Source organism: Maridesulfovibrio sp. (assembly GCF_963678865.1).
GTDB lineage: Bacteria > Desulfobacterota > Desulfovibrionia > Desulfovibrionales > Desulfovibrionaceae > Maridesulfovibrio.
The window spans coordinates 3,799,021-3,825,696 of sequence record NZ_OY787459.1; the positions used below are offsets into that span (position 1 = coordinate 3,799,021).

Consider the following 26,676-nt stretch of genomic DNA (forward strand, 5'->3'; position numbering starts at 1 on the left):
GTCTGTTCGACCCAACCCCTTCCTTTTACGAGGTGACAGGGAATGAGGACCCTGCCGGTAGGTATATTATGGCTTACGCTATTCAATCATCTTATCGGTTACCTGTGACCTATTCAGCAGATATTAGGATAAGATGCTCTCTCCAGTTTAAACTGAGCTTTAAGCAGGGGCTGGACCTTACGGCCCAACCCCATCTTTCACGAGGTGACAGGTAAGAGGGAACCTGTCCAGCAGGTGTATATTATGGCTAACGTTATTTCTTCATCTTACCTGTGACCATGCTACGGACAAGGGCGAATACGCTTTCTCCGGTGGTGCAGAGGTAGAGATGGATTACGATGAAGAGGACCATCAGGAATGCTGCTCCAGTGTGAACCAGAGAAACAAGATGCTTGCCGTCCATACCCATCAGTTCAGGGGGGATAACTTCAGGGATAAACAAAGCCAGCCCGGATACAATCAATGCAGGGAACAGTACAAAGAGTACGGACAAATAAGCAGTCTGCTGTAAGGGATTCAGACGCTTTGCAGGATCATGTCCGGCCGGGTTCTCTTGTCCGCTGTAAATACCCAGCATGTAGTATTTAGCCTGCGCAAAGCTTGCGGAAATGAAATCCGCACGCGGCAGATACTGCATGAACTGTCCGCTAAGGATCAGATAGAGCAAGTACAGAATCCAGAGTGCTACAAGCCCAAGAGCAAAGTATGCGTGGGTGGATTGCGCAGGCTCAAAACCCATGCCGATCCCGAAGTGCATGGCGAATCCACTCACAATCAGGATTGCAAACAGGATTGCGTTGATCCAGTGCCAGAGTCTGACAGTAAACGGGAACATGGTCACGGTTTCACCATGAACATGAGTAGCCTTTGAACCCATCATACGTAGTGCCGCATGAACTGCGATTAAAAGCAGCATGGCCACCAGAATCTGGACAAACTTAATATTCAGCCACGGGGTCTGGGTTACACCGAGGATGTACTTGTTTTCGAGCAGACGGGTATTCATGAAACCGAGTACGGAGTCAGCTTCGCCCACGGAAGCTTTGATAGCTTCTGCATTTTTGGTTTTTAATTCAGTGTCATCAAAGAGACCTTTATTAACCATTGCAAAGGCACGTTGTTCACTGCGGTATTTGTTGAGCTTGGTAGTCATGGCGGATGACTTGGAATGACAGCTCTCGCAGTTGACTTTGGTGTCTTTGACTTCCATGATTACGTGTACTTCAGTCCCCTCTTTTCCTTCGTGACAGGCTACACAGCTAACGGATTCAAAATGCTTTTCCTTATTGGGCAGAAACCAATGGCCCATCTTCTGGTCGAGCAGTTTTTTATCAGTAAGTTTCTGGTATCCGCGCAGGTCGGAATGGCACTTGAAGCAACGTTCGTTTGCCTCAACAACGCCTGATGCTATTTCTTCAGTCCTTTCCGGGAGATGGAAAGTATGGGCATCATGGCAGGATGCGCAGCTGAATTCCTTACCCTTCTTAGCGATGGCTTTGGTATGGTAGCTGCGGTCAACCTGTTCGTAGATATCCTTGAAGTAATTGCCGTGGCAGGACTGGCAGTCCATGGGCTTTTTGTTTTTGAATTTATGGGGCGCACTTGCAAAAGCGTCTTCAGTTGCACCTTCGTGACAACTTTGGCAGCTCTGCCCGCTATGTACTGAGTTACGGTAGTCCACCTCATCAACATGCAGCTGAAGAGTGCGGCCCCGGTCAGTTACCCATTTTGCGGTAATCCCAGCATCGCCATGGCAGGAGAAGCATTTCTGATTCTGCTTCAACGCACCTTGGCGCAACTGGGCGGCCTTTGAGTATAATTGCTCTGATTGGGCGGTTGTATCGCCCGCTGCATGGACTACTCCGGCCATAAACAAGCCAAGAGCCAAGACCAGGCAAACAGAAGCCTGTTTAATAAACATACGAAATTCCTCCTGATTAATTCTTAGGGAACCTGGTAATCAAAGTGGTGGCAGTTTTTGCAGTAGAACTCAGATTTACCGTGCTCTCTATGACAGGTGTCACAGGGGAGTTCCGTGGCCCAGTGCGGGGATTTATGCGGATTGGGTTCAAGTTTTTCAGTGCGTTTGGCAACATCTTCGGGAGTGCCGTGGCAGTTGGCGCAATTACGGGTATCCGGCGGTGCGGTGGGTGCTTTTACACCGTGGCAAAGTTCGCAGTTGGCACCGTTCTGGTGAACCTTTTTGTGGTAGCTTTTGACCGGAAGTTTGCCGAAGACGACATCGTCAATAATGTCGATGGTGAACTGCTTGGTCTTGTGCTGCTCCATATCAATTTGGGCAACACTTTTTTCTTTTTCAGCTTTATCCTGTGCGCGTAATGCGTTGGGCGCAAGGAAAATTCCCATTGCAAACAGAAGTATAATCGCCCCGAAGGCGACAGATGTTTTTTTTATCATAATATTGCCCTTCAGTATCTATAAATCAATTAGCTCGGCTCATTGCCGGCAACGCTGTTACCAGCGATACGTCCCATGACCAGGCAGTCGGTAATTGCACAACTACCCAAGCGACTTGCCCCGTGGGGGCCACCTGTTACTTCACCAGCGGCATAGAGGCCGTTGATGGGCTTGAAGTTCTGGGAATGAAGGACATGACCTTTTACGTCGATCTCGACTCCGCCCATGCAGTGGTGCACTTTAGGCCAGCCGCGAACAGCGTAGAAAGGAGCTTTAACAATAGGGGTTGCGGTGCTTAGAGGCTTGCCGAATTCAGGGTCGGATTTATCCGCAACATATTTATTGTAATTGTTGATGGTCTCGGTCAGCTTTGCTGCCGGAATATTGTAGAAATTAGCAAGCTGTTCAATAGTATCAAAAGCGTGAACAACCTTGTACTTGAGGCAACGGTCCAGGGTAGGACATGCTTCAGCACCCTTACTGTCTACGATGATGATCGGATAATCAGGGTTACCGTTTGCATCAAGCTTCTTGAGCATGGCATCGGCACGGGTTTTACGGTCTGCCAGTTCATTTACAAAGCGGGTTCCGGTGGAACGGTCAACCATTACACCGTAGCGGAATCCGGACTGGATGTTGAACATGGAGGCAACACCGAATCCCTTTTCGTCCGGAGAAGCCCATGGGCCGAGCTGGATGAGAGACATCTGTACGGGAACGGCACCGGCACGAAAGGCCGCACGCATGGCTTCGCCTGTTGCACCGAGTTGGTTGGTACTGTCGATCTCGCCGGCCAGACGGGGGTCCTGAGCAGCACGGAACTTAGCATCCTGACTAAAACCACCGGTAGCGAGAACAACGCCTTTGCGAGCGCGGAACATACGAACCTGTCCGCTTTCTTCATCCGGGAAACGGTAGCCGTCACGAGCACGGATGCCGACGATGCGTTCATCGTCGTTAACGATGAAGTCGAGCATTTTGCAACCGGTGTGGAGAACAACTCCTTCAGCGCGGGCAGTATCCACCAGCGGACGGACAATGCCGGAACCGGAAGCGTTGTGAGTCAGATATGTACGGGCTACGGAATGACCGCCGAGCCATGAAAGTTTGGGCTTGAACACAGCACCGCACTGGATAACGAAATTGTAGGCATCTATGGAGCCTTCGGCGATCGTTTTGGTTATTTCAACATGGTTGATGCCGCGACCGGCCTTGAGCATGTCTTTGACCATGGTATCGATGCTGTCTTTTACGCCTTCTTTCTTTTGCAGTTCACTGCCTGCCACCGCAAAAAGGCCGCCGTTGATACAGGAGTTGCCGCCCAGCACTCTCATTTTTTCAACGACCATAACATCAAGCCCTTTGCGGCGTGCTTCAATGGCTGCGGACAAAGCGGCAAAACCGCTGCCGATAACCAGCACATCAAATTCGCCGTCCCACTTGGTGGTCGGAAGCTCGGAACGAACTGAGGGGGCTTTCTCACTGGCAAGACTGCCGGTAGCACCGAAAAGGACAGCTCCAGCCGCCATGGCGCCTCCATTCATGAGCAGCTTACGACGGGACATCATAGCTGCTTTTCCTTTTGTACCCTTGGAATCAGGCATACACTTCATCTCCTTTAAAATTGTACTCTAATTTTCTGGCTACGGACGTTGTCACCACAGTTCCTCCAACTGGTTTATAAGGCGACATCTCCCGCTGGCCCGCTGGCAAGCTCCCTGAGGTCTTCGAAATCTGCTGATCCTAAAAAACGGCGTTGTTCCACGCCGGAGAAGAAAAGCAGAAAAGTCGGACTTCCATCCAACTTCAGATTCTTCTCAAAGTACGCGCCGTATGCGGGATTCAAAACCGCACAGGTCACGCGCTTTGCAGCAGATTGCGCAAAGTCCGCAAGGATCTGCATCTGCCTGCTTGAGATCAGGTCATCCGAAAGATACCCTACAACCAATAGCCCCATGCTCTCGTCGAGCAAGGAATTGTATTGGTCGGGAGTCAGCATTTTACATCTGTTAAGAGTCATGATTTACGCTCCTGCGTCCCGTTAGCAGTTCGCGTGCCACAATTTTAAAGTAGACATAAGTAGTTAATTTTAAAGAATTTATACTAAAGCAACATTACACCAAAAGCGTTTTAAACGTTTTGTTTGTTCTATATTTCACACAAAGTGTAATGTGTAATATTACACTTCTCTTTACACTTTTCGTTACACAAAACATGTAACAAACAATCCGAACAAGTCAAAGTGTAAAGATTAACGTTATGATTTACTCTCCAGCTATCCCTGCCCTATTCATCCACCGATAGAGAGTCGGGCGACTTATACCGAGAATTCGAGCGGCCCGGGCTTTCTTCCATTCTGCCTGCTCCAAAGCTTCAAGCACCTTTTGCTTATCAAAAGCATGCCGTTTGGAAGAAGGTCCAGATGATGCAACAGGAGTCGCAGCTTCATGCCGGACCTCTTGTTTTATATCTGAATTATCACAAAAGTAATTGAAATTATTTCTTAAATTCTGTGGCAGATGAATGAACTGCAAGACCTCATCAAGGCACAGGATTGCCGCATACTCAATGCAATGCCGCAGCTCACGGACGTTCCCCGGCCAATCGTATTTAACAAGAGCATCCATGAATTCCGGAGAGATGGCTTTTATGGAGCGTCCCAGTTCATTATTAAAGGTATTCATAAAACTTTCCGCCAGCAACGGAATATCTTCACGACGCTCTCTGAGCGGAGGAAGCTCAATCTGAAACACGTTGAGCCTGTAATATAAATCCTTACGAAAGGAACCGTCCTTAACCTTTTGCACCAGATCGGCGTTTGTGGCAGTAACCACGCGCACATCAGCCTTACGCGGCTTGGAGCTGCCAACGCGTTCATATTCCTTGTATTCCAAAAAACGCAACAGTTTCAGCTGAATGGATAGCGGCAGATCACCGATTTCATCAAGAAAGAGGGTTCCTCCTTCAGCCGCGGCAACACGTCCTTCAGAATCACGTGAAGCTCCGGTAAAGGCTCCGCGTACATGCCCGAACAATTCACTTTCCAGCAGGGATTCCGACAGAGCCGCGCAGTTCACCTTCACAATCCTTTTATCCGCCCTGACCCCGGTGTAATGCAATGCATCGGCAATCAATTCCTTACCGGTACCGGATTCCCCGGTAATCAGCACGGTTGTAGCAATGTCCGAAAGACTATGCACCAATGTAGCCACCCGTTTCATAGAGTCGCTTTGGCCGACCATATTGTTGAGCAGCCTGCGGTCTTCCAGCTGTTGTTCCAGAACCGCAAGACGGGTCATATCCTTGATAACCAACACGACACCGCCGAAGCTGTGTTCCCCTGTACGCAATGGTGCGGCATTAAGCTCCAGCTTACACTCTTTGCCGTCTGGTGTTTTTGTATTGACCCGGAAATGTGAAGTAAGCCGTCCCAGCTCCAATGTTTGCCGGATTACACTATTATATGGCCCAGCATTAAGTCCGAAACATTGCTCCAATGTCCGCCCTTTATAGTCGGCGAGAATTCCTCCGTAGAGGGAAAGAAAAGCCGAGTTAGCGGAAAGGATACTCATATCCTCAGCCACAGTAACAATTGCATCTGGAATACTGTTAAATGAATTTTCCAGATTCAAGCGCAAGCGGTAAAGTTCATTGGTACTTTTTTGGAGCTTCTGTTGAGCAGTTTCCAATGTAGTCCTAAGGATGCATTGAAGATCCTTATCACGCACTTCGTCAATGCGTTTTAACACGTCGGCTATATTTAATTGATTCGGGTCGGGGGTTTTCATGTCGGCTCTTAATTTGGTGTTCACTCTTTTCTATGAGAGCAAATAATTTGAGTCAAGAGTCAGGCACAGTTGATGCAAATGCTATTTCGTAAAAAACAAAGTGTAACATCTTACTGTAAAGTTATGATTCAAACAATTTCATATTAGGAATAAAAATGAAGACTCTCTTTGAAAAGTGTAAACTCGGTCCGCTGAATCTCAAAAACAGACTGGTCCGCAGTGCCACCTGGGAAAATATGACCACAGAGAACGGGCGCATGACTCCCCGGCTTTACGAGATATACAAAACTCTGGCTGAAAACGAAGTGGGGCTGATCATAACCGGGTACGCCAATGTGGTGGCTGAAGAGCAACCAAATCCGGGCATGATGGGCATTTATGATGATTTTTTCATAGACGATTATCGCAGACTGACTGACATAGTACACAAACACGGTTCTAAAATTATCCTTCAGATTGCCTATGGCGGCACCAAAACTACTTACAATGTGGGCGAGCGGACGATCTTCGCGCCTAGTAATGTCCCCGAGAGAAGCACTGGAACCTGTGGCACGCCCATGACTAAAGAGGATATTAGGTATATCGTTCAGGCTTTTGCCGATGCCGGGAGACGGGCCAAGCAATCCGGTTTTGACGGTGTTGAAATCCACGCCGCCCATACTTACCTGATCAACCAGTTTTTAAGCCCGTACTACAACACACGTACCGATAAGTACGGCGGTTCATTGGAAAACCGCATGCGTTTTCTCGTTGAAATATACGAGGCCATGCGCAAAGAAGTAGGTGCAGACTACCCGATTCTGGTTAAGCTCACCGCCAGTGAATTTTTCGAAGGCGGACTGAATTTTGATGAAACAAGGCTGATTAGTATTAAGTTGGAAAAGTTGGGCGTGGACGGTTTGGAAATATCCGGCAATATCCACGGCAAGGCGAAATCCATGGCCGGTGAATTTTTTGATGGCCATGAACTCAAAAAACAGGGCTACTTTGCCGAATATGGCGACATCATCAGCCGAGATGTTAATATTCCGGTCATTACCGTAGGCGGCTTGTCAGAACCGGATCATATCGAATCCATACTTAACGAAACGGAGATTAAACTCTTTGGCTTATCCCGCCCGCTACTGGCAGAACCTGATTTGTTTAAACGCTGGAAAGAGGGTGATACAAAACGGGCAAAATGCGTGCGTTGTTCCAAATGTCGGAATGAAGATGGGAATTATTGTGCCATATTTAAAGATAAATAGTGTTTTGATTTTGAAGCGAAATTTTTCCTACCAACCGAACAAGTAACACGTTCTTTGGCTCATGAGCTTACTCTGAGAGCTATGAAAAATGTTGACGTCTGTGTTGACCATGCACAAAAAAGGGTCTTCCTTTTTTTTGACCATTTAAAATAAAATAGCAAAGCAACCATGCTGTCTCTGCGCTGTTGGGGATATGGCGGGACATTAGTTGGAGAGTATTAAGGCAGCAGGGTAATCAGGGATGGCATTTGTCAGCCCGTACAAGCTCCACATTTGGTATGTACAAACCATGACTATTTCATCAGTATATTGCATCGGAAAAATCCTAGTGTTAATAACAGGTATTACTTAGAATAGGTAATTCATAGCTTGTTATCTTTTGATACGAATTTGATGGATGAGACACGAGGAGATGTGTATGCAGTTTTTGAAAGGTCCGATTCGGAAAAAAATCATCTTTATCGTGATATTAGCAACGCTTCCTGTTCTAGCTGCCTTGCTGATGCATGAGTTGAGGCAGCGGGAAGAAGATATTTCTGTCGCAAAACAAAAGGTACGGACATTTCTTCATGGATTCAGTGAAGTTCAGCGCACTACTACCAGCTCAACTAGAGCACTACTTCAAACCATTGCGGCTATGCCGGAAATCAAAAATAAGGATCCGGAGAAGTCTACGGTTATTTTGAAAACATTACTCAAAGCCAATCCAATATTTACCAATGTTTTTTTGTTGAATCTTGATGGTACCGTGGTTGCTTTGGGCAAGGGCAAGGATAAAGGATTTAATTTTTCGGACAGAAAGCAATTTAAAGACGCACTTTCTTCAGGGGAGTTTGCTGCCGGAGAATTCATTATCGGCAGGCAGACGAAGATTACAGCTTTTCCATTTGGTGTACCTGTGTTTAACGATGACGGAAAACCTACCGGAGTCATAATAGTGGGTACGAATCTGAACCATTACAAAGAATTGTTCAATAATTCAGACCTTCTTCCGGGTGCATTTTTTGGGCTGTGTGATCGTCAGGGAACACGGCTCTTGCGTATTCCTACTTCCAAGAAGATTCCAATAGGACGTCCCATTAAGGCTGAAGTCTTCAACGCTGCCCGGAATGCTGATGGGCCGGGTATGCTAGAAGCTCTTACCTCTGATCGCTTAATTCACATTGTTGCTTTTGAGCCTGTGCGCATGGCATCGAACAAGGCTCCGTACATGTATATGTTTATGGGGTTGCATAAAGATCTCGTAGTGGCTGATGCCAATGCGGAAATGATTAAGGGGGGAATATTGGGTGTCCTTTCCTTGTGTATTGCCCTTACCGTGACATGGTTCTTGGGATACTCTGCTATTGTTTCAGGAATCGAGAAGTTAACCAAGGCGACTACTTTGTTCGGTCGTGGAGATGATGTAATTAGCGGAGTGGATTATTCCGATGGTGAGATAGGTCAGCTTGGTCAGGCGTTCGACAATATGGCTGGACTTCTCCATAAACGAGAGAAAGAAGTGCGCTCATTGCAAAGCTATCTTTCAAATATTGTGGACTCTATGCCTTCAAATATAATCGGCGTGACCCCGGATGGTATTGTCACCCAGTGGAATGCCAAGGCTGAAGTTGATTTTGGTCTTTCCAAGAAGGATGTACTCGGAAAGAAAATTGAGCAGGTTGTCCCATATCTTGCTGGTGAAATGAAAAAAGTACGCACAGCAATAGATTCTCGTTCTGTGCAGGCTGAAACAAAGCACGTACGCAGAGTTAATGATAAGACAGTATACGAAGATATAACAGTTTATCCATTGATAGCAGATGGAGTACAGGGCGCGGTTATCCGTATTGATGACATTACCAACCGCGTCAATCTTGAGCAGGCACTTGTACAAACAGAGAAAATGATGTCTTTGGGCGGGTTGGCTGCAGGCATGGCTCATGAAATTAATAATCCATTGGCAGGGATTCTGGGAAGTGCATACAATGTGAGTAAGCGTCTGTTTTCGGATATGGACTCTAATAGACGTACAGCTCAAGAGTGCGGCATTGAGCTTGAGCAAGTTCATGAATATCTTGAAAAAAGAAAAATCCCAAAAATGATTGAAATTATAAAGGAAAGTGGTGAACGGGCTGCAAATATTGTCAGCAATATGCTCAGCTTTAGCCGTAAGAGCGGAAAGAGAATGGAGAAAGTTAATATTGCAAGTCTTATTGATAAAACGTTGGAGTTAGCCGCTAATGATTATGATCTTAAAAAACTTTATGATTTCAAGCAAATAAATGTTGTACGTGAATATGAGGACAATTTGCCTTTGGTAATGTGTGAAAGCAATGAATTACAGCAGGTTTTCCTTAACCTTTTCAGAAATGGTGCTGAAGCTATGAATGAAAAGAGTTATACAGATGGTAAACCCAGCTTCTGGTGCCGAATTTTATGTCAACATGGTCTAGTTGTTATTGAAATTGAGGACAATGGTCCCGGTATGGAAGAACACATTCAGTCGAGAATTTTTGAGCCTTTCTTCACTACTAAGGAAGTTGGCAAAGGAACCGGACTTGGGCTCTCAGTTTCATATTTTATAATTACCGAGCAGCACAATGGCAAAATGTTCGTTGAGTCTGTTGCTGGTGTAGGAACAAAATTTATAATCGAAATGCCAGTGGAAGGGGAAGCATAGTTCTTTAACCGGTGAATCAAGTTTTATTGTGAGTTTTATTTATCGGCTAGATCGCCGGGTGAGAAGAGGCGGGATTTGGGGAACAACTCCTAGAAGAGAAGATGTTAAAATTTTTATATATGGCAAGCGAATGAGGGAGCGTGTGATGCTTGTTTAAAAAAGAATGGGGAAGTGTCGGAAACTCCAACAATGGAACGTCACATCCGAACTGTAGGTGTCAGCTAATCGAATGTATTGTTTGGGAGTGGAGAACAATTTGGGAGCAAGTGAAGGAATTTGATGCTGAATATGAGTATATTCATGCTGTCGTTGCTGTATTCGGTGGGACAGCATATTGGCGAAAATATTATACGGCAGAAGAAAAAAGGACCAAAAGAAGGGGCTGGGACTGTGAGGATTCGGAGACAGAATTATTATCGGTTGACCGTCCCAGTTGGCCCTGCTTTTGGGAGATGATTCTGGGGCTCATGGGGTGGGGTGATTGTCTTTTATCGTACTAATTTCATTAGCGAAAGATACCGAACCGAAGTCCGGGGCTCTGGTTTTATTTAAACTCCGCCAACTCTCTCCTTAACCCTTGAACCTGTCTCACTTAGCAGTGATAATACTTGATCTAATAATGCGGGGACTTCTTCCCAGCGATTGCTTCGAGCGGTTTCCTCCAATTCTTTTGAGCTTCTGTAAAGTTTCTGTGCTCCGATACTGGAGGATACGCTTTTTAAATTATGAATTGTCCTGATAAAGGATTCGTGCTTCCTAGCAGCGAACAGGGAGGTCAACTTCTTTCCGTCGCCGGTGTGATCGATCAAGAATTTATTCAAAATAATATTTAAAATGTCTTCATCCCCATCGATCAGAGCTAATGCCTGATCGAGATCGAGGATGTTTTCTTCAGAAGGGATGTTGCTTTTTTCTGGGATCTTGTTTGGCGTTATATTTATATTGCTCAGCCAGCGGCTTAGAACTCCATGTAGTTCTTTGACGATAATCGGCTTTGTGATGTAATCATCCATCCCCGCCCGTAATCCTTTTTTCTTGTCTCCGTCCATGGCTTGCGCTGTCATGCCTATAATTGGAAGATTATTACGGTCCGGCAGTTCTCGTATTTGTCTGGTCGCTTCAAGACCATCCATTACCGGCATTTGAACATCCATGAAAACAAAACTGTATTCATTCGTCTTGACGGCATTTACAGCTTCCTGCCCATTCTCGGCAAGATCGATTACCATTCCCAATTTTTTCAGGTATTCACTAGTGATAAGCTGATTTATTGAATTGTCCTCTACCAAAAGGACCTTTGTATTTTCCAGTATTGCCAAGGATGGAGATATGGCAGATTTATCTCTGTCACTTTTTATCTCTTCCCCATACAAAGTGGACCTGATGCAATCGGAAAGATTGGATTCCAGTATCGGCTTCATAAGGTAACAGTCCGGCAGAACATTCAAGGCAGCTTCCTGGATTTCTTGAATCCCGGAAGCTGTTTCCATAAGAATAAACGGCTGCTTAGCCGTGACATCCAGCCCCCTGATCTGATGCAGCAGATCCATTCCGCTCATGCCCGGCATTCTGTTGTCGGCAAAAACGATATCATAAGGGGTTTGAAGCATGCTGTTTTTGACACACAGGCCGAGGGCTTCCTGCGCAGAACCCGCACATTCCACAATGAATTCTTGATATTCCAGACTTGTTTGCAATATCTGCATGACAGTTGAATTGTCATCCACGATTAATGCCGTCTTATCGGTTCCAAGAGGAGAACTATCGGTTTGTTCTATAGAATGCGGGAGTTTAAAATCAATTGAAAAGGAAAATGTGCTACCCCTGTCTGTCTGGCTGGATACTCTTATTTCCCCGCCCATTAGTTCAACTAGATGCTTGCATATGGAAAGACCGAGTCCGGTTCCTCCGTATTGTCTGGTGATGCTTTCATCCGCCTGTACAAAAGAATCGAAAATAGAATTAGCCTGCTCAGGTGGCATGCCTATCCCTGTGTCTGAAACAGAGAAATCGAGGCGAGCCTCCCCGGATCGCTGTTGGGTGTTGTTTATGTGGATAATTATTTCGCCATCGGAAGTGAATTTGGCCGCGTTATTGATCAGGTTGGTAAGTATTTGCCCAAGTCTCAAAGAATCGCCGATAAGATTATCAGGAACATCTTTTTCTACATGGAAAATCATTTCAACTTTCGAACTACACTGGCTGCGTGTAACATCCGAAACAAGTGAAAGTGTATCCTGCAAGCTGAATTCGGAATGTTCTACTTCCATCATTCCGGCTTCAATTTTTGAAAAATCCAGAATGTCATTGATGACCCGCAGCAGTATTCTGCCGGAAGATTTTATTTTGCCGACAAAATCAGTTGTCTGGGTCCAAGAGTCGGCGTGCATGGCCAGATCGCTCAAACCGATTATGCCATTTAGCGGAGTGCGGATTTCATGGCTCATACGGGCTAGAAAATCACTTTTGGCTTGTGTTGCCGATTCAGCCTCTTCCTTAGCTTGAATCAGCTCTTCCTGCATGGCCATTCTTTTGGTTATGTCTTCGGCAACTCCGCTAACAAGCATGTTGTCCAGATCAAATTTAGCTGAAACCTCCAGATAAGTGGACCGACCGTTTTTATCCTGAATCTTAATCGCATGGTTGGAAAGACCAGTACCGCTTTGCAGCAATGATAAAATTTTATTACGGTCTTCTTCATTGGTATAGCAATCCTTGATATTAAAATATTTAATCAATTCCTGATCGTTCTCGTACCCCATGATTGATGCCATACGTTTGTTGGCATTGAGTATTGATCCATCTTCTATGGAAGCTACAAAAATTCCCACTTGGGCGTTGTTAAAAATATCTTTGTATTTTTTTTCGTTAAGGGTCAGTTCCAGCTCTTTTTTGTTCAGGGAAGTAACCAGCTCATTATAACTACTGATGAGTTCGCCCATTTCATCGTCTTCAGTCCATTCAATGGTACGGATCTGTCCTTCACTGCGAGCGCTATGAATTGAGTGAGCCAATACTTCCATCGGCTTGCCGACAAATTTTCTGATCGTATATAAAATACCGGCAGAAATTCCCGCAACAAGCAGAAATAGTAGGATAGCCCCCCTCCCTGCCTGTACCCAAAGAAGCTCTTTGAGCCTCTTCTTGCTCATTCCCAGAGTCAAGGAACCTAGCTTGTGTATCTTTCCGGTCGGCCCGGGGTAAGTAATATCAACAGTAAGCTGAAGCCCGTTCTGTGAATCTGGTGCATGACCGCCGGAGGCAAGAATTTTTCCATGCGCGTCTTTAATAACAGCAGTGCTGAAATCAGAATCAACCTTCAGGATGCGAATACTGCGATTTATAACCTGATCATTGTAGTTCCATATTGCCGGGGCGAGAACTTCCGCCTGTAATACAGCGTAGTCATGAAGTTTTTTGTTAATTTCTTCATCTAGGGTGTGATATCTTAAATAGGCAAACACTGCAGACATGGACAATGAGCACAGCACGATTACAGGAATCAGCTTGATTAAGATTTTTCCCTTTAATGACTGCTTAAACATAAATGAAACTCAGGTCCTTATACTAAATTTTAAAGAACACTATTATTGGTAACGCGCATGAATTGCATCGTATGTCCCGTCTTCATGCATTTCGCCAAGTTTTTCATCAAAAAGAGTGCGTATTTTTTCAGCATCTGGGGATTTCCTGCTTATACATAAATGAAACTTCGACGTCTCATTATCTTCTGCTTTAAATATTTTAAATTTTCCCTCAAGTCCTTTCTTTTTTACATAATACAGATAATTTTCTTTAACTTGAGGGATAACATCAACACGCCCGTCAAGCAGCTTACGCATCAATAGTTCTTCGGAAGAAGATAGATCAACCGTCACTCCAAGCCCCTCCCATTGCTCGCTTATATAGTTGCCTTTTACATTTCCGACCGCAAGCTTCTCCTCCGCAATCACAAATTTATTCACGACAGGCTTTCCTGTATAATCACTTCTGACAACATAGATATCTGTCATACTGCTAATGGGTTTTGTCCAGAGAATTTCATGTTCACGTTCAGCCTTGTAACTGCAACTCAAGGCGGCAAAAGCCCTGCCTTCTGCTGTCATTTTGTATGCTCTTGCCCAAGGATAAAAAGTAAAATTTGTCTTATAACCAGCCCTGCTTAAAGCCTCTTTCACTACTTCCAAATCAAATCCGCGTAATCCGTCTTCCGGGGTTGCTAATTCATAGGGTGGATAATTACAGGCAACAATTTCAAGAACTGGCGGCTCGGCATAGGAGGTTGAAACACCCAGCAGGTTAGCAGCCCCGATGAGCAAATAGATAATGATTCTATGCAACATTTTATCTCCTTATTTTTTAACCACTTGTTCTATATTGATGCCCTGATTTAATTTGCTTTTAAAAAGTTTGTATGTTTTCGAAAGCATGTTTTCGTCTTCATCTTTTATGGCTTGAAGCATGGCTAAGCACAGAGTGCTGCTTGAATAACAGCCCATGGTTTTGCACAGCCCTTTGAATTGATGAGCGTAACGGCGGGCCTCAACATAGTCCCTGCGGGAAATTGCCTTTTCCAGCCGCTCCAGTCTGCCGGGAGCTTCTTCTACAAAAATATTCCACAAGGTCATGTATATTTTTTCATCCCCACCCATGACTTCAATTGCCTGCTGTCTGGCAAGCAGCTCAACATGACTGGCAGCAACTGGGGATTCAGAGGGGGCAACACAGCCGCTAAAAACATCGCTAAGAACTTGATCAATGGCTTCCTTACGGACTGGCTTAGGGAGAAAAGCATTCATCCCGACATCAAAACACTCCTTCCGCACGTCGTCAGGCAGATAGGCTGTCATGCCAATGACTGGTGTTTCCCTGTTCGGATTATCCGGGTAAGCCCCACGTATTGCACGAACAACATCAATTCCGCTCATATCAGGCAGTTCAATATCCATGATAATAACTGAGAATATTTCGTTTAAAGATATTTCAAGAGCCGAAGAGCCGTCAGTGGCAACCCGCACCTGTGTATGGCCCAATTTCGACAATTGATACGTGATGACATCAACGTTTATCGCTGTGTCTTCTACCAACAAGATATTCAAATTATGCTCCGCTGAAAGTTTTGCGTGAATTGGTTTGTAGCAAAATAATCAAGTAGTTCCCATACAGAACTATATATAAGGAGTTATTTTTTTAGTTCCAGACCATGCTTACGCAAAAGTTGATAGAGTCTGGAGCGAGATATTCCCGCTATTTTACATGCTTTTGAGGCTTTTCCGCTTGAATGGGAGACCAGTTTTGCAATATAGCGAAATTCAATTTTATCTAATTCCGCTTGCCGGAACTCCTTCAGGCTGGAAAGCATTCCATCTGATTCCGGCTCTGCTAAGTCCAGTGGGTTTCTAGGTGTTCCATCCAGAGTACTTTGGATATAGCGAACTTTGAACTCCATGGGAAGGTGATGAGGGGACAATGTGGAATCCCCGCCTGCATTGGCAATGGAAACATAAATAATATTGATAAGTTCCCGCACATTACCCGGCCAGTCACAGGTCGCCAGAGCTTCCAAAAAATCTGGAGTTACGGTCTTAATTTCAAGCTGATTTTCATGGCAGATCTTATAGACATAGTGGCGGGTAAGCTTGGCAATATCACCTTGGCGTGTTTTAAGCGCAGGAACCTGAATAATAAAAGTCGCCAACCGAAAATAAAGATCACTGCGGAACTCACCGGCCTCGACCATTTTTTCAAGATTGCGATTTGTTGCGGCAACAAAACGGCAGTCCACCTCCTGTTCCCTGGCAGCTCCTACCGGCCTGAATTTCTTTTCCTGAATAACCCGCAGCAGGGAACGCTGTAAGGTAAGATCAAGGTCGCCTATTTCATCCAAAAATACCGTACCCTTATCAGCTTGGGTAATAAGTCCTTTGTTCTTTTGGCGAGCATCGGTAAAAGCTCCTTTTTCATGACCGAAGAGCACGGACTCAGCAAGGGTTTCCGGGATATTTGTGCAGTCAATTATCACGAAAGGTTGTTTTTTTCTTGGACTGTTGGCGTGAATGGACCTTGCTATCAGTTCCTTTCCAGTTCCGGTCTCGCCTGTAATCAGGACATTACCTATGCTCTTTGCTGCAAGGGAGATGGATGTAAGACAGCTGTTAAGTTCGGGAGAACTGCCGATAATCCCGGCACGGTCAAAGGAATTGTCCAAAAAGGACCTGCCTATATTTTTCCTAAACTGGATTACCCGGTCCAGTATGAGCTGAACGGTTTTGTATGCCAGTGGTTTTTCCAGATAATACCAGGCCCCGTTGCGCAGGGCCAATTCTGCCCCATCCGGATCACTCTCGCTTGTTATAATTATTACTTCGGGAGAGGATTGAGTTTTTTTGAATGCGCTGATCCCTTTTAACCCGTTGACATCAGGAAGATTTACATCAAGGAAGACCACATCGAATTCATCTGTTCTGCAAGCCTCAATCCCGGCTTGAAAAGAATTTTCCGAATCACTTTCGTAGCCCAATTTGTCAGCATAAAGCTCAAGCTGCTTACAAAGGATCGGATCATCATCAACAATTAAAATTTCAGCCATGTAATGTTCCTGTCTACTTTTATTACATAATAAAAATTTGTAAATTTGAAGACTTACTAGTTTATATTTAAATATATGACAGTTGTGCACTTATATTACACAGAGTGCAACTTTACTGGACTATCTTAATAAGTGCCAGATTTTTTATAAAACAAAAAAATACGTAATTTAAGCCATTTAATATGTCTATTGAGCAGACAGCCTCTTTGGCATGCAGTGTGTAATAGCTTCATCAACTTTTTGTAAGGAAGGAGAGGAGATGCTCAACAGGTCATTGTTCGGAAACGGTAAAATAAATCAAAAGCCCCAAGGTTCAATTTTCAGATCCAGCAATTCGTTGACTCTCGCCCCCGGGGCCAAGGTCAATGTGGAAATGCTTGGTACTGGGGAGCGTCTTTGGGGGGAAATTTTTGGCTGCAAAAACGGGGAATTGATATGTATTTGGCTCCCACAAATAGTCAAATACAAACGTCAGTTCATGGTGGAAAACCAACTGGCTATACGTGTGGGAAATGCCGGGTGTTACCTGTGTGGTTTCCGTACGACTATTTCTCATATGATTGAGGATCCCTATCCCCTCCTTTTCCTTAACTTTCCAGATAAATATGAACAAGTGAATCTTCGCAGGTCGAATCGTTTTGACTGTTTTCTACCTTCAACCCTGTATATTGAAGGAAACGAGCTTTCCGGGGCGGTAGTCAATATTTCTCAGGGCGGAGCCAAGGTCATAGTTGATATGGAACAAAGTGATACTTTACCGAAGCTTACAAAAGATATGGAAATTTTTTTACGATTTGATGCTCCTGACGTTGGCGAAGTGTACGCTCGATGTATTGTGAAAAAAACGATGGGTAATTTTCGAAAGGCAGGTCTAGGCATATGTTTTGAGGAAGTTATAGGTGACGGTACGAACATAGTTAAAAATTATATCTCTAAATTGAAACAATTCTCTTTGGTAAAATAAAATGACCGAATCACGACTCCCCTCTGACACTACCGATTCTGAATCCAAGAAGGCCCAATCTCAATTATCCGTTCCTGTCTATGTTGCGCGTCAGCCTGTTTTCGATAGGCAGGAGTCCATATGGGGGTACGAACTACTCTACCGGGCAAATGTAAAGGACTCCACATGGGAAGAATCTGCCAATGTAGCTACATCAAAGGTTATATCGGACGGAATTTTTTTAGCCTTAAGCTCCATCCCCGATTCCAACAAGGTTCTCATCAACTTTCCAAAATATATGCTTTTGAATGGCTCAGCCAAGGCTTTATCTCCAGGGGTTTGTATTCCTGAAATACTGGAAGATGTGGAGGCTACTCCCAAAGTCATTGCTGCCGTCAAAGAACTGAAAGAACTAGGGTACACTATTGCTGTAGATGATTTTACCGGTCAGAAGGAACTTGAGCCATACTTCGAGATCGCTGACATCCTGAAGGTTGACATGCTAGGCATGTCTTTTGCGGAAATTATCAAAATAACTCAAAGGCTAAAACCGTATAAATTTAAATTGTTGGGTGAAAAGATAGAGGATCGGAAGACATACGAGCTTGCTAAATCATTAGGATACGATCTTTTTCAAGGTTATTTCTTCGCCAAACCGGAAATTGTCGAAGGGAGTAAAATTGCAAGCAATGGTTTGACAAAGCTAAAACTTCTCAAAGAGTTTGCAGACCCTGAGTATCAAGTTAAAGATCTTGCAAAAACCATCTCTTTTGATGTCGGCCTGAGCCACAGGCTTCTTCGCTACATATCTACAGTCTCGCGAGAATCAAAAATAACTTCCCTAGCTCACGCTGTCACTATTATGGGCGGAAATCCACTAAAGCAGTGGTTGATGATCACCATGTTAGCAGATGGCAGCGAAGGAGACAGAGGCAAAGAACTAATCTTTCAGGCGGCGCGGCGTGGTAAATTCATGGAGCTTATATCCGGGCGTATTAAGAATGTTCGCATCCACAGGGACTCTCTGTTTCTACTTGGATTGTTTTCAAACCTCGATGCACTCCTCAACCAGCCCATGCACGAGGTACTCAAGAATCTTCCCTTGGATGATGAGTTGTCGTGTGCATTGCGTGGGGAAGAGAATCCGTTGCGTGGTTTTGTTGAATTGCTGGAAAGTATTGAACTCGGTGACTGGCGGAAGGTGGATGCTGTTTTGGAAGTGCTCGAGGTTTCCCAGCCTGCTGCGGCAAAGGCCTTTGCAGCAGCAGGGCTTTGGGCGCATGAAATTATATCTCATAGCGGCGAAAAAAGTTATTAATATAAATTGACTAAAGGAATATCATTATGACTAAGAAGCCTTTGCGGTTTGTGTTAATAACATTCGCCCTTGCGGCTGCGGTTGCTTCTCTTTCTACATATGTGGCGTGGGTTGGTGATGCAAAAAGCGAAAAAGATTCGGTTCAAACCGTATTGAATCTTCTCTGTATCAAAGTTGAAGGAATGACCATCAACGGTAATGTCATGGGTGCTGTCAATATGCTTGGTATCTATAACGATACCATTAAACGGCAAGCCCGAGGGGAACTGCCTCCAAATGCTCCTGAAACCGTGAATCTGCTTAGAACTATTGTTATTAAATTTAATGCCAGCAATGCTTTCATAATGAACAAGAAGGGCGTCATTACCGCCTATTACACCTCCTCTGACAAATCCGGATTGGGTAAAAATTTAAGTTTCAGGCCATATTTTAAACAGGCTATCCTTGGGATACCCAATGTATACGCTGCACTTGGCTCAAATTCCGGAAAACGTGGATTATATTTTGCCGCTCCAGTCTATTCAGAAACCGGGAAAGCATATCCCAAGGATATAATAGGCCTTATAGCCGTTAAACTTGGTGTGCACCGCTTAGATTCTTTACTCAACGACCTTGATCATCCGGCCATGCTTCTTTCTCCTCAGGGAGTGGTTTTTGCTTCAAATGTTCCTGATTGGATGTTTCAAGTGCGGGGGCCTATTACACCGGAAAAAGAAAATCGGATTAAAAGTTACAAGCAATTCGGAAAAAAATTTGAAAATACTGATCTAGATCCTTTGCCTTTTGGGGTTGATACCGAAAGGGTTTATTTTGGTGGTGAGTGGCGGAGATTGAGCAAAAAGGAAATTGACTGGAAAGATCCTCTAGGTGAGTGGCAGCTCGTCATGCTCAATAATCACGGCATGAATTCTTTTTTCAAGACAGCAGCAATGTATGGAGGCGGGTCTTTTTTGATCAGCTGTCTTATCGGTGTTGCTTTGTTTTTCAAGCTGGCAGACGATCGCAACCGCAGGTTGGCTGCGCACAAACTGTCTAAGGTCAACACCAGATTACTTGAAAGGACGAAGCGTTACAGAACTATTTTCAAAAACTCACCAATAGGGTTGATTCATTTTGATGAGCAGGGGACCATCGTCAACTGCAACGACTTCTTTTTAAAATTAATGGGAACTACCCGCAAAGAAACTATCGGATTTGATGGAGCCAGCAGATATAAAAAAGAAGTCAGATTTGCTTTAATCGAAGCCTGTAAGGGCAATAGTAATGAGTTCGAAGGGGAATACACCTCGCCTATTTCTGGGAAAAAAATCCCCGTACGTATGATGTTCAATGCTATTTTTCCGGGCTCACCTGAATCAGAGGTAATTGCTACTGTTGAAGATATTACAGAACGTTTTAGGGTAGAAGCTGCCTTACATGCAGCCATAGATTCAGCGGAGGAGAATGCCAGAGCAAAAAGCAATTTTCTTGCAAATATGAGTCATGAGATCCGTACGCCCATGAATGCTATCCTCGGCCTCTCCCAATTGACCCTTGACCGAGATCTAGGCGAAATAGAGCGTAGTTATGTGCAAAAAACACAGAAGGCTGCTGAATCATTGCTAAGTATCATCAATGATATCCTTGATTTTTCAAAAATAGAAGAAGGTAAACTGGTTGTTGAGAATATTGAATTTAGGTTGGACGACGTTTTAAAACAGGTGGCGGACATAACCTGCTTGAAGGCGGAAGAAAAGGGTTTGGAAATTCTGTTTCGTGTACCCCCGAATGTCCCTACCAGACTTAAGGGGGACCCTGTAAGAATTGGACAGATCATAACAAATTACCTCAACAACGCAATCAAGTTCACCAACGAAGGCGAGATAGAACTCGCAATAGAAGTTCTTGGCAGCACCCCCACAGGTGTCCACTTGCGGTTTTGCGTGACTGACACTGGAGTCGGGCTGAATAAACAAGAAATAAAAAAAATGTTTCAATCCTTTTCTCAGGCGGATGATTCTACGACCCGAGAATTCGGAGGAACAGGATTGGGTTTGGCTATCTGTAAACAATTGTCCGAACTGATGAACGGAACTGTTGGAGTGGAAAGTTCACCGGGAGAAGGAAGTACCTTTTGGTTTACGGTTATGCTGGAAACATCAGAAGAGAAAGAGCAGAAGCTGGACTTCTTTGCTGATCTGAAAAATATGCTGTGTCTAGTGGTTGATGACAATGAAACATCATTAGATATTTTGGAAAATATCCTGACTTCCATGTCTTTTAAAGTCAAAACCGCAAATTCGGCTTTGGAAGGAATTGAAAAGCTCAGGTTGGCGGAAGCGGAAGGCAACCCCTTTGGACTTGTATTGATGGACTGGCGTATGCCCGAAATAGACGGAATTGAAGCGTCCAGAATGATAAACTCCGACAGATCTCTCTCTCACGTTCCTAATATTCTCATGGTTACTGCTTTTGGAAAAGAGCAGGCACTGGAAGAGGCTTGCGAGGCAGGTATAGATGCAATTATTCCCAAGCCGGTCAACAATTCTTTTTTGTTGGACTCCATTCTAGGTATTTTTAGTAATCAAAAGAATATGCATGATGCCGGTATCTGTGAAGATGCGGTTAAAAATAAAGAAGTTGTAAACATCAAGGGAGCCAAAGTTCTGCTTGTAGAAGATAACGAAATAAACCAGCTGATCGCAGTCAAAGCGCTTGAGAGCTTTGAGGTCTGTGCCAGTATTGCAAATAACGGGGCCGAGGCCCTAGAGTTACTTGAGCATAATACATACGATCTGGTCCTGATGGACGTCCAAATGCCCGTTATGGATGGTTTTGAATGTACCCGTCGAATCAGAAATAGGGGTTATGGAAAATCAGACCTTTCAGTTGTGGCAATGACAGCCAATGCCATGCAAGGTGACCGTGAAAAATGTTTCGAATCCGGAATGAATGATTTTTTACCCAAGCCGGTTACCAAGGAAGACTTGTTAAGTATGCTTGTTAAGTGGATCAGTCCTGTTAGCCCTGACGATGATGTTGAGCAACTTTTTGAAACAGATCCTGACCCTGTATTGGCAACCGATAATGCCACGGCTCAGTGTCTAAACAGGAAGATAGGTCTGGCAAGGGTCGATGGCTGCGAAAAAACTTATATGACGATTCTGGAGTCGTTTAAATCTGCGAACAGTCAAGTTCCAGATGAAATCAAAACAGCAATAAATAATAAGGATTTCGAGACTGCAAACCGTATTGTTCATACTATAAAAGGTGTTTCAGCTAATATTGGCGCGGAGATTCTTCATATCAACGCTGCAGAACTGGAATCAGCCATCAAGGAAAATAATGATTCATGTCCGGTTGTCTTGCAGGATAATTTCTGCCGTGCCCTGTGGGATGTTTTTTCAGTAATTTCAAGGTTGGACAAAGATGCTACTTTGCAAAATACGGATGTGAAGCCATTGGAAAATAATGAAAATCTTATTTCTCTTTTTCGGGAAGCTGTAAGTAGTCTTGATACAGATTTAGGTAGGTCAATGGATATTTTTGAGCAATTGGCCCCCATGATTGAAACACAGGATTGTGTCATTCACATGTCTAGACTTGAAGCCCACCTTAGACGTTTTGAGCTTGAAGATGTTCGCGCTAGGGCTTTTGTCATTATGGATATTCTTGGCAGTAATAATTAAGAAATGGCGGTGTAGCTATGGACGTAAATAAATCGAGACCCAAAGTTCTTATTGTTGATGATGCACCTGAGAATATTCATGTCTTGCTCAAAGCTTTAAAACAAGATTATGCCGTGATAGCAGCAACAAGCGGCGAGAAAGCCTTGGAGGTTGCTTTTTCAGACATTCCTCCTCAGATAATCCTGCTCGATATTATAATGCCGGGGATAGACGGATATGAAGTATGCCGCCGCCTAAAGAATAGCCCGAAGACTGCTGATATACCGATAATTTTCGTAACTGCTCTGGAAGACGCGGTTGACGAAACCAAAGGTTTGTCCCTTGGTGCTATTGATTACATAACAAAGCCCTTTAATCCAAACATTGTCCGGGCACGAGTTGGAAATCATCTGCAGCTGGTTGAAGCAATGCGTATAAAGGATGATGTTGACCGTATGATGCGTCATGATCTGAAAAATCCTTTAAGTGTTGTCATAACAAACCCTTGCATCATTAAATTATCCAAAGAGATAGGTGAAATCGAAAGTTCTATGCTCGATGATATAGAACTAGCCGGGTATACCATGCTGAATATGATCAATTCGTCACTTGATCTATTTAAAATCGAAAAAGGGAGCTATCGGCCGGAACTTATTTCCTTCAATATTATCGAAAAGTTACAGTTGATAGATAGACAGCTGAGTCCACTGGCTGAGGCCATGGATATAAAAATCAAATTTTCTCTTGATGAGAACAAACTGAATAAGTCCTCATTTTGTTATGTAATAGGAGTTGAACTCCTTTTTTACGCAGCTATTTCAAATTTGACTAAAAATGCCCTTGAAGCTTCCCCGGAAGGGGCGGAAGTGCGCATTGCCATTAAATCTTCAGAAGTATGTGAATTGGAAATTCATAATAAGGGAATGGTTCCAGAACAATTGCAGAACAATTTTTTTGATAAATACGTAACGTCAGGGAAGGAAGGTGGTACTGGGCTTGGCACTTATTCAGCAAAGCTCTTTATTGAAGCTATGGGAGGGAGTATTAACATGAATACATCTGAAAACACAGGGACATCTGTTGTAGTAAAAATACCGATGGACCGCTGCTCGAATAAGGAGAGTACTAATAATGCCAGTGGATTATAAAATGGGAATTTTGGTTGTAGATGATCTGCAGCCCATAAGACAAGCTCTTGGACATATTTTAAGATCTTTCGGGTTCAAGAATATCGCATACGCTTCTAACGGGAAACAAGCCATGGGGGTACTGGAAGAGAGAGAAATCAGCCTGGTGCTTCTTGATTGGAATATGCCAGCCATGACTGGAATTGAGTTTATAAAAAATTTCAGGGCGACAGAAGGATACGAGGACGTTCCTGTCATTATGGTAACTGCTGAAAATGAAAAAACAAAAGTTTACGAGGCAGCTCAGTCTGGAGTAACCGGTTACCTGCTCAAACCCTTTACGCCTAATTCTGTACGGGAAAAAATATCAGCTGCTATTGGTGAGAAATTGTAATTTTAAATAAATTGCCGCAGTTATGGAATAGTGCACAAAATCTTGAATCTAGTTTGTCTTATGGATCGTAAAAATTTTTGTACAAACTATTTTCGCTAACATAGGGGCAACAATGGGGCTCTCCCCGACTGGTTCCCCAAAAGAAAAAGGACTCACGTTTTGTTAACGTAAGTCCTTGTACTTTCTGGTAGGCATGAGCAGCTTTGAACTGCTGCCCTCTTGCGTGTCAAGCCGGAGGAAGTGTCTGTATGTGTTGAAATTATTGACTAAATTTTGTGTATCGGGAACCAAAAGTGGTGATTCTCCGGGATTTGCGGGAGTGATCGGTTCCCCGGATGGGGAACGGAGGGGCTCCTGAGTTGGGGGTAGGAATTGATGGATTTGGTTTACCCCGTCACTTTAAGAACAGATCGTAGAGGATTTAAAAGCAGGCCTTTTTCCCTGATGTTTTCTTTTTGGGCAAAAAAGAGTGTTTTCGGGGCAGAATGCCTGCCTCGTCTTTCTTATGATCAATAAGTTTTAAGCGAGGAGGGCCAGCCACAGCTGTGGGAATCATGTAAATTATTTATGAGGAGATGAACGATGAGTACCAACCGGACAATACGCAATACATTCACCGGCGATCATGTCTTGGAATATGATCAAAAATCCAAGCGGGCCAACTGGCTGGATCCTAACATAGTTTTCGGACTGGCCTATCCATATGTGAAGCCGGGGCAGACCATTCTGGATGTGGGTATTGGGACAGGGCTTTCTTCAGTCCTGTTCCATAAGGCAGGGCTTCAGGTACTTGGGATGGATTTTTCCAGCGAGATGCTTGCTATGTGCCGGGGCAAAGGATTCGCCAAAGAGCTTATTGAGCACGATGTATCTGTCGCTCCCTATCCGTTGGGCGACAAAACTGTGGACCACGCTGTCAGCACCGGGGTCATGCATATATTTGATGACTTGAATGTAATCTTCAGCGAGGTTTGCCGTGTAATGCGAGTGGGAGGGGTTTTTACCTTTGTGGTTGCTGATCCGATAGCCCAGGGCGTTAAGGAACAGTCCATGGGCGGCTGCAAGGCACACAAAGGCAAGGCCAATTTTTATAACCATTCAGAACCCTCTATGGTTGAACTTTATGATAGATGCGGTTTCGAGTTAATTAACTCACTGCGCTTCGTATCCTCCGCCATCGGCAAAAGGGAAATGAGCTATAGGGCATGCGTGGTACAAAAGCTTTAGCTATCTTTTTTCTTCTTGCAGCCAAATATAATTACCCAAACGTCTTGACAGTTAAGCCTCTTAACTATATTTCTACATAAATGATAACCAATTTCATTTATAGTGATTCAGGAGTATAGCGATGGCAGCCAAATCAATTATGCCTATAGCTCAGTCTTGTTGGGATATATATGAGGCTTCGCGGGTAAGTGCGGTTCGCGGGTTTGACCTTTTGAACTGCGGGCAGTGCGGGGTGAATCCTCTCTGGAGAGAACTTGAATTAAGGCCGGGGCTTAGGGTCAGCAGTTTTGAAGCCGACCTTAAGGAAGGCATTTCATTCCGCTTTCAGAAAAAAAATACGGACATTGATTTCGGCTTTTTTCTGGAGGGATCTATTTCAAATGAGTTGCAGGAATCATCTCTGGGGCCGATTCGTGTTGATAATTTTGCGGGCAAAGCCGGGATTGGATCCCTGCACGAGGTTTCCGGTGTTGTAAAGGCCACAGCGGGAGGGAAGGCGAGGGTTGTACATTTGCATATAGAACCGGAGCAGCTGCATGAGTTGTTGTTTGCTGATATGGACGTGATTCACAATGATCTAAAGAGGGTGCTTGAGAATGGTTCCGGGCAGGACATGATGCTGCAAAATTCCATGGATCCTGCTGTGCAGGCTGCTGCAAACGAGTTGTTTTGCAGTCTGGGATCGGGCAATTGCAGCAGAATTTTTCTTGAAGGAAAGGCTCTTGAATTGATCGGCCTACAGGTCATGAAGAATGATGCGAGCTGCCGGAGTCGGACCGCAGTACTGACTCCACGTGAGATTGAACAGATTAAGGCAATTCATGAAGAGCTGATCCTGAATTATGAATCTCCGCCAAGTATGACTGAATTTTCACGAAACCATATGCTGGGTGTCAGCAAAATACAGGCTGGTTTTCAGGAAATTTACGGCATGACTGTGTTTGCATATCTGAAAGAATACAAGTTGCGTAAGGCGAAACTTATGTTTGATGACGGCGACATGAACGTCAGCGAGGTTGCATGGGAATTGGGTTATACCAATATCAGCCATTTCAGCGCAGCCTTTAAAAAAAGATACGGAGTGTTGCCAAAGAAGTATTTAAGCTCCATTAGAGGTAAGAGAAAATATTGTATTAATTGATGTTTTTTATTACAAAGGGAATTGGTTTTTTCTTTTGCCTTGAGGCCTGTGTTTTCGCAAACACAGGTCTTTTTATTTGTTGATGCCAGATAATAAAATTTGCCCGGCCAGAGCGGGCCGCTCATAAAATATAAGCTCTGTATACATATATACGGGATTGGGAGTTCAGGAGCTT

The 26,676-nt window shown here is 44.3% G+C and carries 18 protein-coding genes; 9 read left to right on the forward strand and 9 right to left on the reverse strand.

Going from position 1 to position 26,676, the window contains the following annotated elements; all coding sequences use genetic code 11:
• Positions 1–253: 253 nt before the first annotated feature.
• From ACKU41_RS17300 to ACKU41_RS17320, 5 genes are all read right to left on the reverse strand, one after another.
• The gene (locus ACKU41_RS17300; protein WP_321402545.1) at positions 254–1,921 is read right to left on the reverse strand and encodes a cytochrome b/b6 domain-containing protein; all 1,668 of its coding nucleotides are present in this window, start codon (positions 1,919–1,921) and stop codon (positions 254–256) included.
• A gap of 23 nt (positions 1,922–1,944) precedes the next feature.
• Positions 1,945–2,418, reverse strand: coding sequence for a cytochrome c3 family protein (locus tag ACKU41_RS17305; RefSeq protein WP_319778797.1), 474 nt, complete (start codon positions 2,416–2,418; stop codon positions 1,945–1,947).
• Positions 2,419–2,447: 29 nt separating this feature from the next.
• Positions 2,448–4,022 carry a flavocytochrome c gene (locus ACKU41_RS17310; RefSeq protein ID WP_319778798.1) on the reverse strand — a complete coding sequence of 525 codons (1,575 nt, stop codon included), beginning with the start codon at positions 4,020–4,022 and terminating at the stop codon, positions 2,448–2,450.
• Between the two features lie 74 nt (positions 4,023–4,096).
• On the reverse strand, positions 4,097–4,438 hold the full coding sequence (locus tag ACKU41_RS17315; protein WP_319778800.1) for a hypothetical protein: 342 nt from the start codon (positions 4,436–4,438) through the stop codon (positions 4,097–4,099).
• A gap of 244 nt (positions 4,439–4,682) precedes the next feature.
• The gene (locus tag ACKU41_RS17320) at positions 4,683–6,206 is read right to left on the reverse strand and encodes a sigma 54-interacting transcriptional regulator (protein ID WP_321402548.1); all 1,524 of its coding nucleotides are present in this window, start codon (positions 6,204–6,206) and stop codon (positions 4,683–4,685) included.
• A gap of 155 nt (positions 6,207–6,361) precedes the next feature.
• Here ACKU41_RS17320 and ACKU41_RS17325 point away from each other — a divergent pair, with 155 nt between their 5' ends.
• Together ACKU41_RS17325 and ACKU41_RS17330 are read left to right on the forward strand one after the other, a co-directional pair.
• Positions 6,362–7,453 (forward strand): NADH:flavin oxidoreductase, encoded by a 1,092-nt coding sequence (locus tag ACKU41_RS17325; protein WP_321402550.1) that lies wholly within the window; start codon positions 6,362–6,364, stop codon positions 7,451–7,453.
• A gap of 418 nt (positions 7,454–7,871) precedes the next feature.
• Positions 7,872–10,115: an ATP-binding protein gene (locus ACKU41_RS17330; RefSeq protein WP_321402552.1), complete on the forward strand. Its 2,244-nt coding sequence runs from the start codon at positions 7,872–7,874 to the stop codon at positions 10,113–10,115.
• A gap of 548 nt (positions 10,116–10,663) precedes the next feature.
• Here ACKU41_RS17330 and ACKU41_RS17335 read toward each other — a convergent pair.
• The 4 genes from ACKU41_RS17335 to ACKU41_RS17350 all read right to left on the reverse strand — a co-directional run bounded on the left by ACKU41_RS17335 (position 10,664) and on the right by ACKU41_RS17350 (position 16,704).
• On the reverse strand, positions 10,664–13,660 hold the full coding sequence (locus tag ACKU41_RS17335) for a response regulator (protein WP_321402554.1): 2,997 nt from the start codon (positions 13,658–13,660) through the stop codon (positions 10,664–10,666).
• Positions 13,661–13,702: 42 nt separating this feature from the next.
• On the reverse strand, positions 13,703–14,458 hold the full coding sequence (locus tag ACKU41_RS17340) for a transporter substrate-binding domain-containing protein (protein WP_321402555.1): 756 nt from the start codon (positions 14,456–14,458) through the stop codon (positions 13,703–13,705).
• A 9-nt stretch (positions 14,459–14,467) separates the two neighbouring features.
• On the reverse strand, positions 14,468–15,214 hold the full coding sequence (locus ACKU41_RS17345) for a response regulator (protein WP_319778806.1): 747 nt from the start codon (positions 15,212–15,214) through the stop codon (positions 14,468–14,470).
• An 83-nt stretch (positions 15,215–15,297) separates the two neighbouring features.
• Entirely contained in the window at positions 15,298–16,704 is a 1,407-nt protein-coding gene (locus ACKU41_RS17350) for a sigma-54 dependent transcriptional regulator (RefSeq protein ID WP_321402557.1), read from the reverse strand.
• Positions 16,705–16,978: 274 nt separating this feature from the next.
• Between ACKU41_RS17350 and ACKU41_RS17355 the strand changes: the two genes are divergently transcribed.
• The 7 genes from ACKU41_RS17355 to ACKU41_RS17385 all read left to right on the forward strand — a co-directional run bounded on the left by ACKU41_RS17355 (position 16,979) and on the right by ACKU41_RS17385 (position 26,501).
• A complete protein-coding gene (locus ACKU41_RS17355) occupies positions 16,979–17,668 on the forward strand; it encodes a PilZ domain-containing protein (protein WP_321402559.1) in 690 nt (229 codons plus the stop codon).
• A 1-nt stretch (position 17,669) separates the two neighbouring features.
• Positions 17,670–18,965, forward strand: coding sequence for an EAL domain-containing protein (locus ACKU41_RS17360; RefSeq protein ID WP_321402561.1), 1,296 nt, complete (start codon positions 17,670–17,672; stop codon positions 18,963–18,965).
• A 26-nt stretch (positions 18,966–18,991) separates the two neighbouring features.
• A complete protein-coding gene (locus tag ACKU41_RS17365) occupies positions 18,992–22,633 on the forward strand; it encodes a response regulator (protein WP_321402563.1) in 3,642 nt (1,213 codons plus the stop codon).
• A gap of 17 nt (positions 22,634–22,650) precedes the next feature.
• On the forward strand, positions 22,651–23,760 hold the full coding sequence (locus ACKU41_RS17370; RefSeq protein ID WP_321402564.1) for a response regulator: 1,110 nt from the start codon (positions 22,651–22,653) through the stop codon (positions 23,758–23,760).
• Positions 23,744–24,133, forward strand: a complete 390-nt coding sequence (locus ACKU41_RS17375; RefSeq protein WP_319778812.1) for a response regulator — start codon at positions 23,744–23,746, stop codon at positions 24,131–24,133. The genes ACKU41_RS17370 and ACKU41_RS17375 overlap by 17 nt, the downstream gene beginning before the upstream one ends.
• Before the next feature lie 582 nt (positions 24,134–24,715).
• Positions 24,716–25,360: a class I SAM-dependent methyltransferase gene (locus tag ACKU41_RS17380; protein ID WP_319778813.1), complete on the forward strand. Its 645-nt coding sequence runs from the start codon at positions 24,716–24,718 to the stop codon at positions 25,358–25,360.
• 121 nt (positions 25,361–25,481) lie between these two features.
• Positions 25,482–26,501, forward strand: a complete 1,020-nt coding sequence (locus tag ACKU41_RS17385) for an AraC family transcriptional regulator (protein WP_321402568.1) — start codon at positions 25,482–25,484, stop codon at positions 26,499–26,501.
• Positions 26,502–26,676: the final 175 nt, after the last annotated feature.

What these genes read in the sequence shown, in the direction of transcription:
- ACKU41_RS17310 (WP_319778798.1), bottom strand. Translation starts at nt 4,022, where the DNA reads ATGCCTGATTCCAAGGGTACAAAAGGAAAAGCAGCTATGATGTCCCGT.
- ACKU41_RS17365 (WP_321402563.1), top strand. Translation starts at nt 18,992, where the DNA reads ATGACTAAGAAGCCTTTGCGGTTTGTGTTAATAACATTCGCCCTTGCG.
- ACKU41_RS17305 (WP_319778797.1), bottom strand. Translation starts at nt 2,418, where the DNA reads ATGATAAAAAAAACATCTGTCGCCTTCGGGGCGATTATACTTCTGTTT.
- ACKU41_RS17300 (WP_321402545.1), bottom strand. Translation starts at nt 1,921, where the DNA reads ATGTTTATTAAACAGGCTTCTGTTTGCCTGGTCTTGGCTCTTGGCTTG.
- ACKU41_RS17350 (WP_321402557.1), bottom strand. Translation starts at nt 16,704, where the DNA reads ATGGCTGAAATTTTAATTGTTGATGATGATCCGATCCTTTGTAAGCAG.
- ACKU41_RS17315 (WP_319778800.1), bottom strand. Translation starts at nt 4,438, where the DNA reads ATGACTCTTAACAGATGTAAAATGCTGACTCCCGACCAATACAATTCC.
- ACKU41_RS17360 (WP_321402561.1), top strand. Translation starts at nt 17,670, where the DNA reads ATGACCGAATCACGACTCCCCTCTGACACTACCGATTCTGAATCCAAG.
- ACKU41_RS17335 (WP_321402554.1), bottom strand. Translation starts at nt 13,660, where the DNA reads ATGTTTAAGCAGTCATTAAAGGGAAAAATCTTAATCAAGCTGATTCCT.
- ACKU41_RS17375 (WP_319778812.1), top strand. Translation starts at nt 23,744, where the DNA reads ATGCCAGTGGATTATAAAATGGGAATTTTGGTTGTAGATGATCTGCAG.
- ACKU41_RS17370 (WP_321402564.1), top strand. Translation starts at nt 22,651, where the DNA reads ATGGACGTAAATAAATCGAGACCCAAAGTTCTTATTGTTGATGATGCA.
- ACKU41_RS17320 (WP_321402548.1), bottom strand. Translation starts at nt 6,206, where the DNA reads ATGAAAACCCCCGACCCGAATCAATTAAATATAGCCGACGTGTTAAAA.
- ACKU41_RS17330 (WP_321402552.1), top strand. Translation starts at nt 7,872, where the DNA reads ATGCAGTTTTTGAAAGGTCCGATTCGGAAAAAAATCATCTTTATCGTG.
- ACKU41_RS17340 (WP_321402555.1), bottom strand. Translation starts at nt 14,458, where the DNA reads ATGTTGCATAGAATCATTATCTATTTGCTCATCGGGGCTGCTAACCTG.
- ACKU41_RS17385 (WP_321402568.1), top strand. Translation starts at nt 25,482, where the DNA reads ATGGCAGCCAAATCAATTATGCCTATAGCTCAGTCTTGTTGGGATATA.
- ACKU41_RS17380 (WP_319778813.1), top strand. Translation starts at nt 24,716, where the DNA reads ATGAGTACCAACCGGACAATACGCAATACATTCACCGGCGATCATGTC.
- ACKU41_RS17325 (WP_321402550.1), top strand. Translation starts at nt 6,362, where the DNA reads ATGAAGACTCTCTTTGAAAAGTGTAAACTCGGTCCGCTGAATCTCAAA.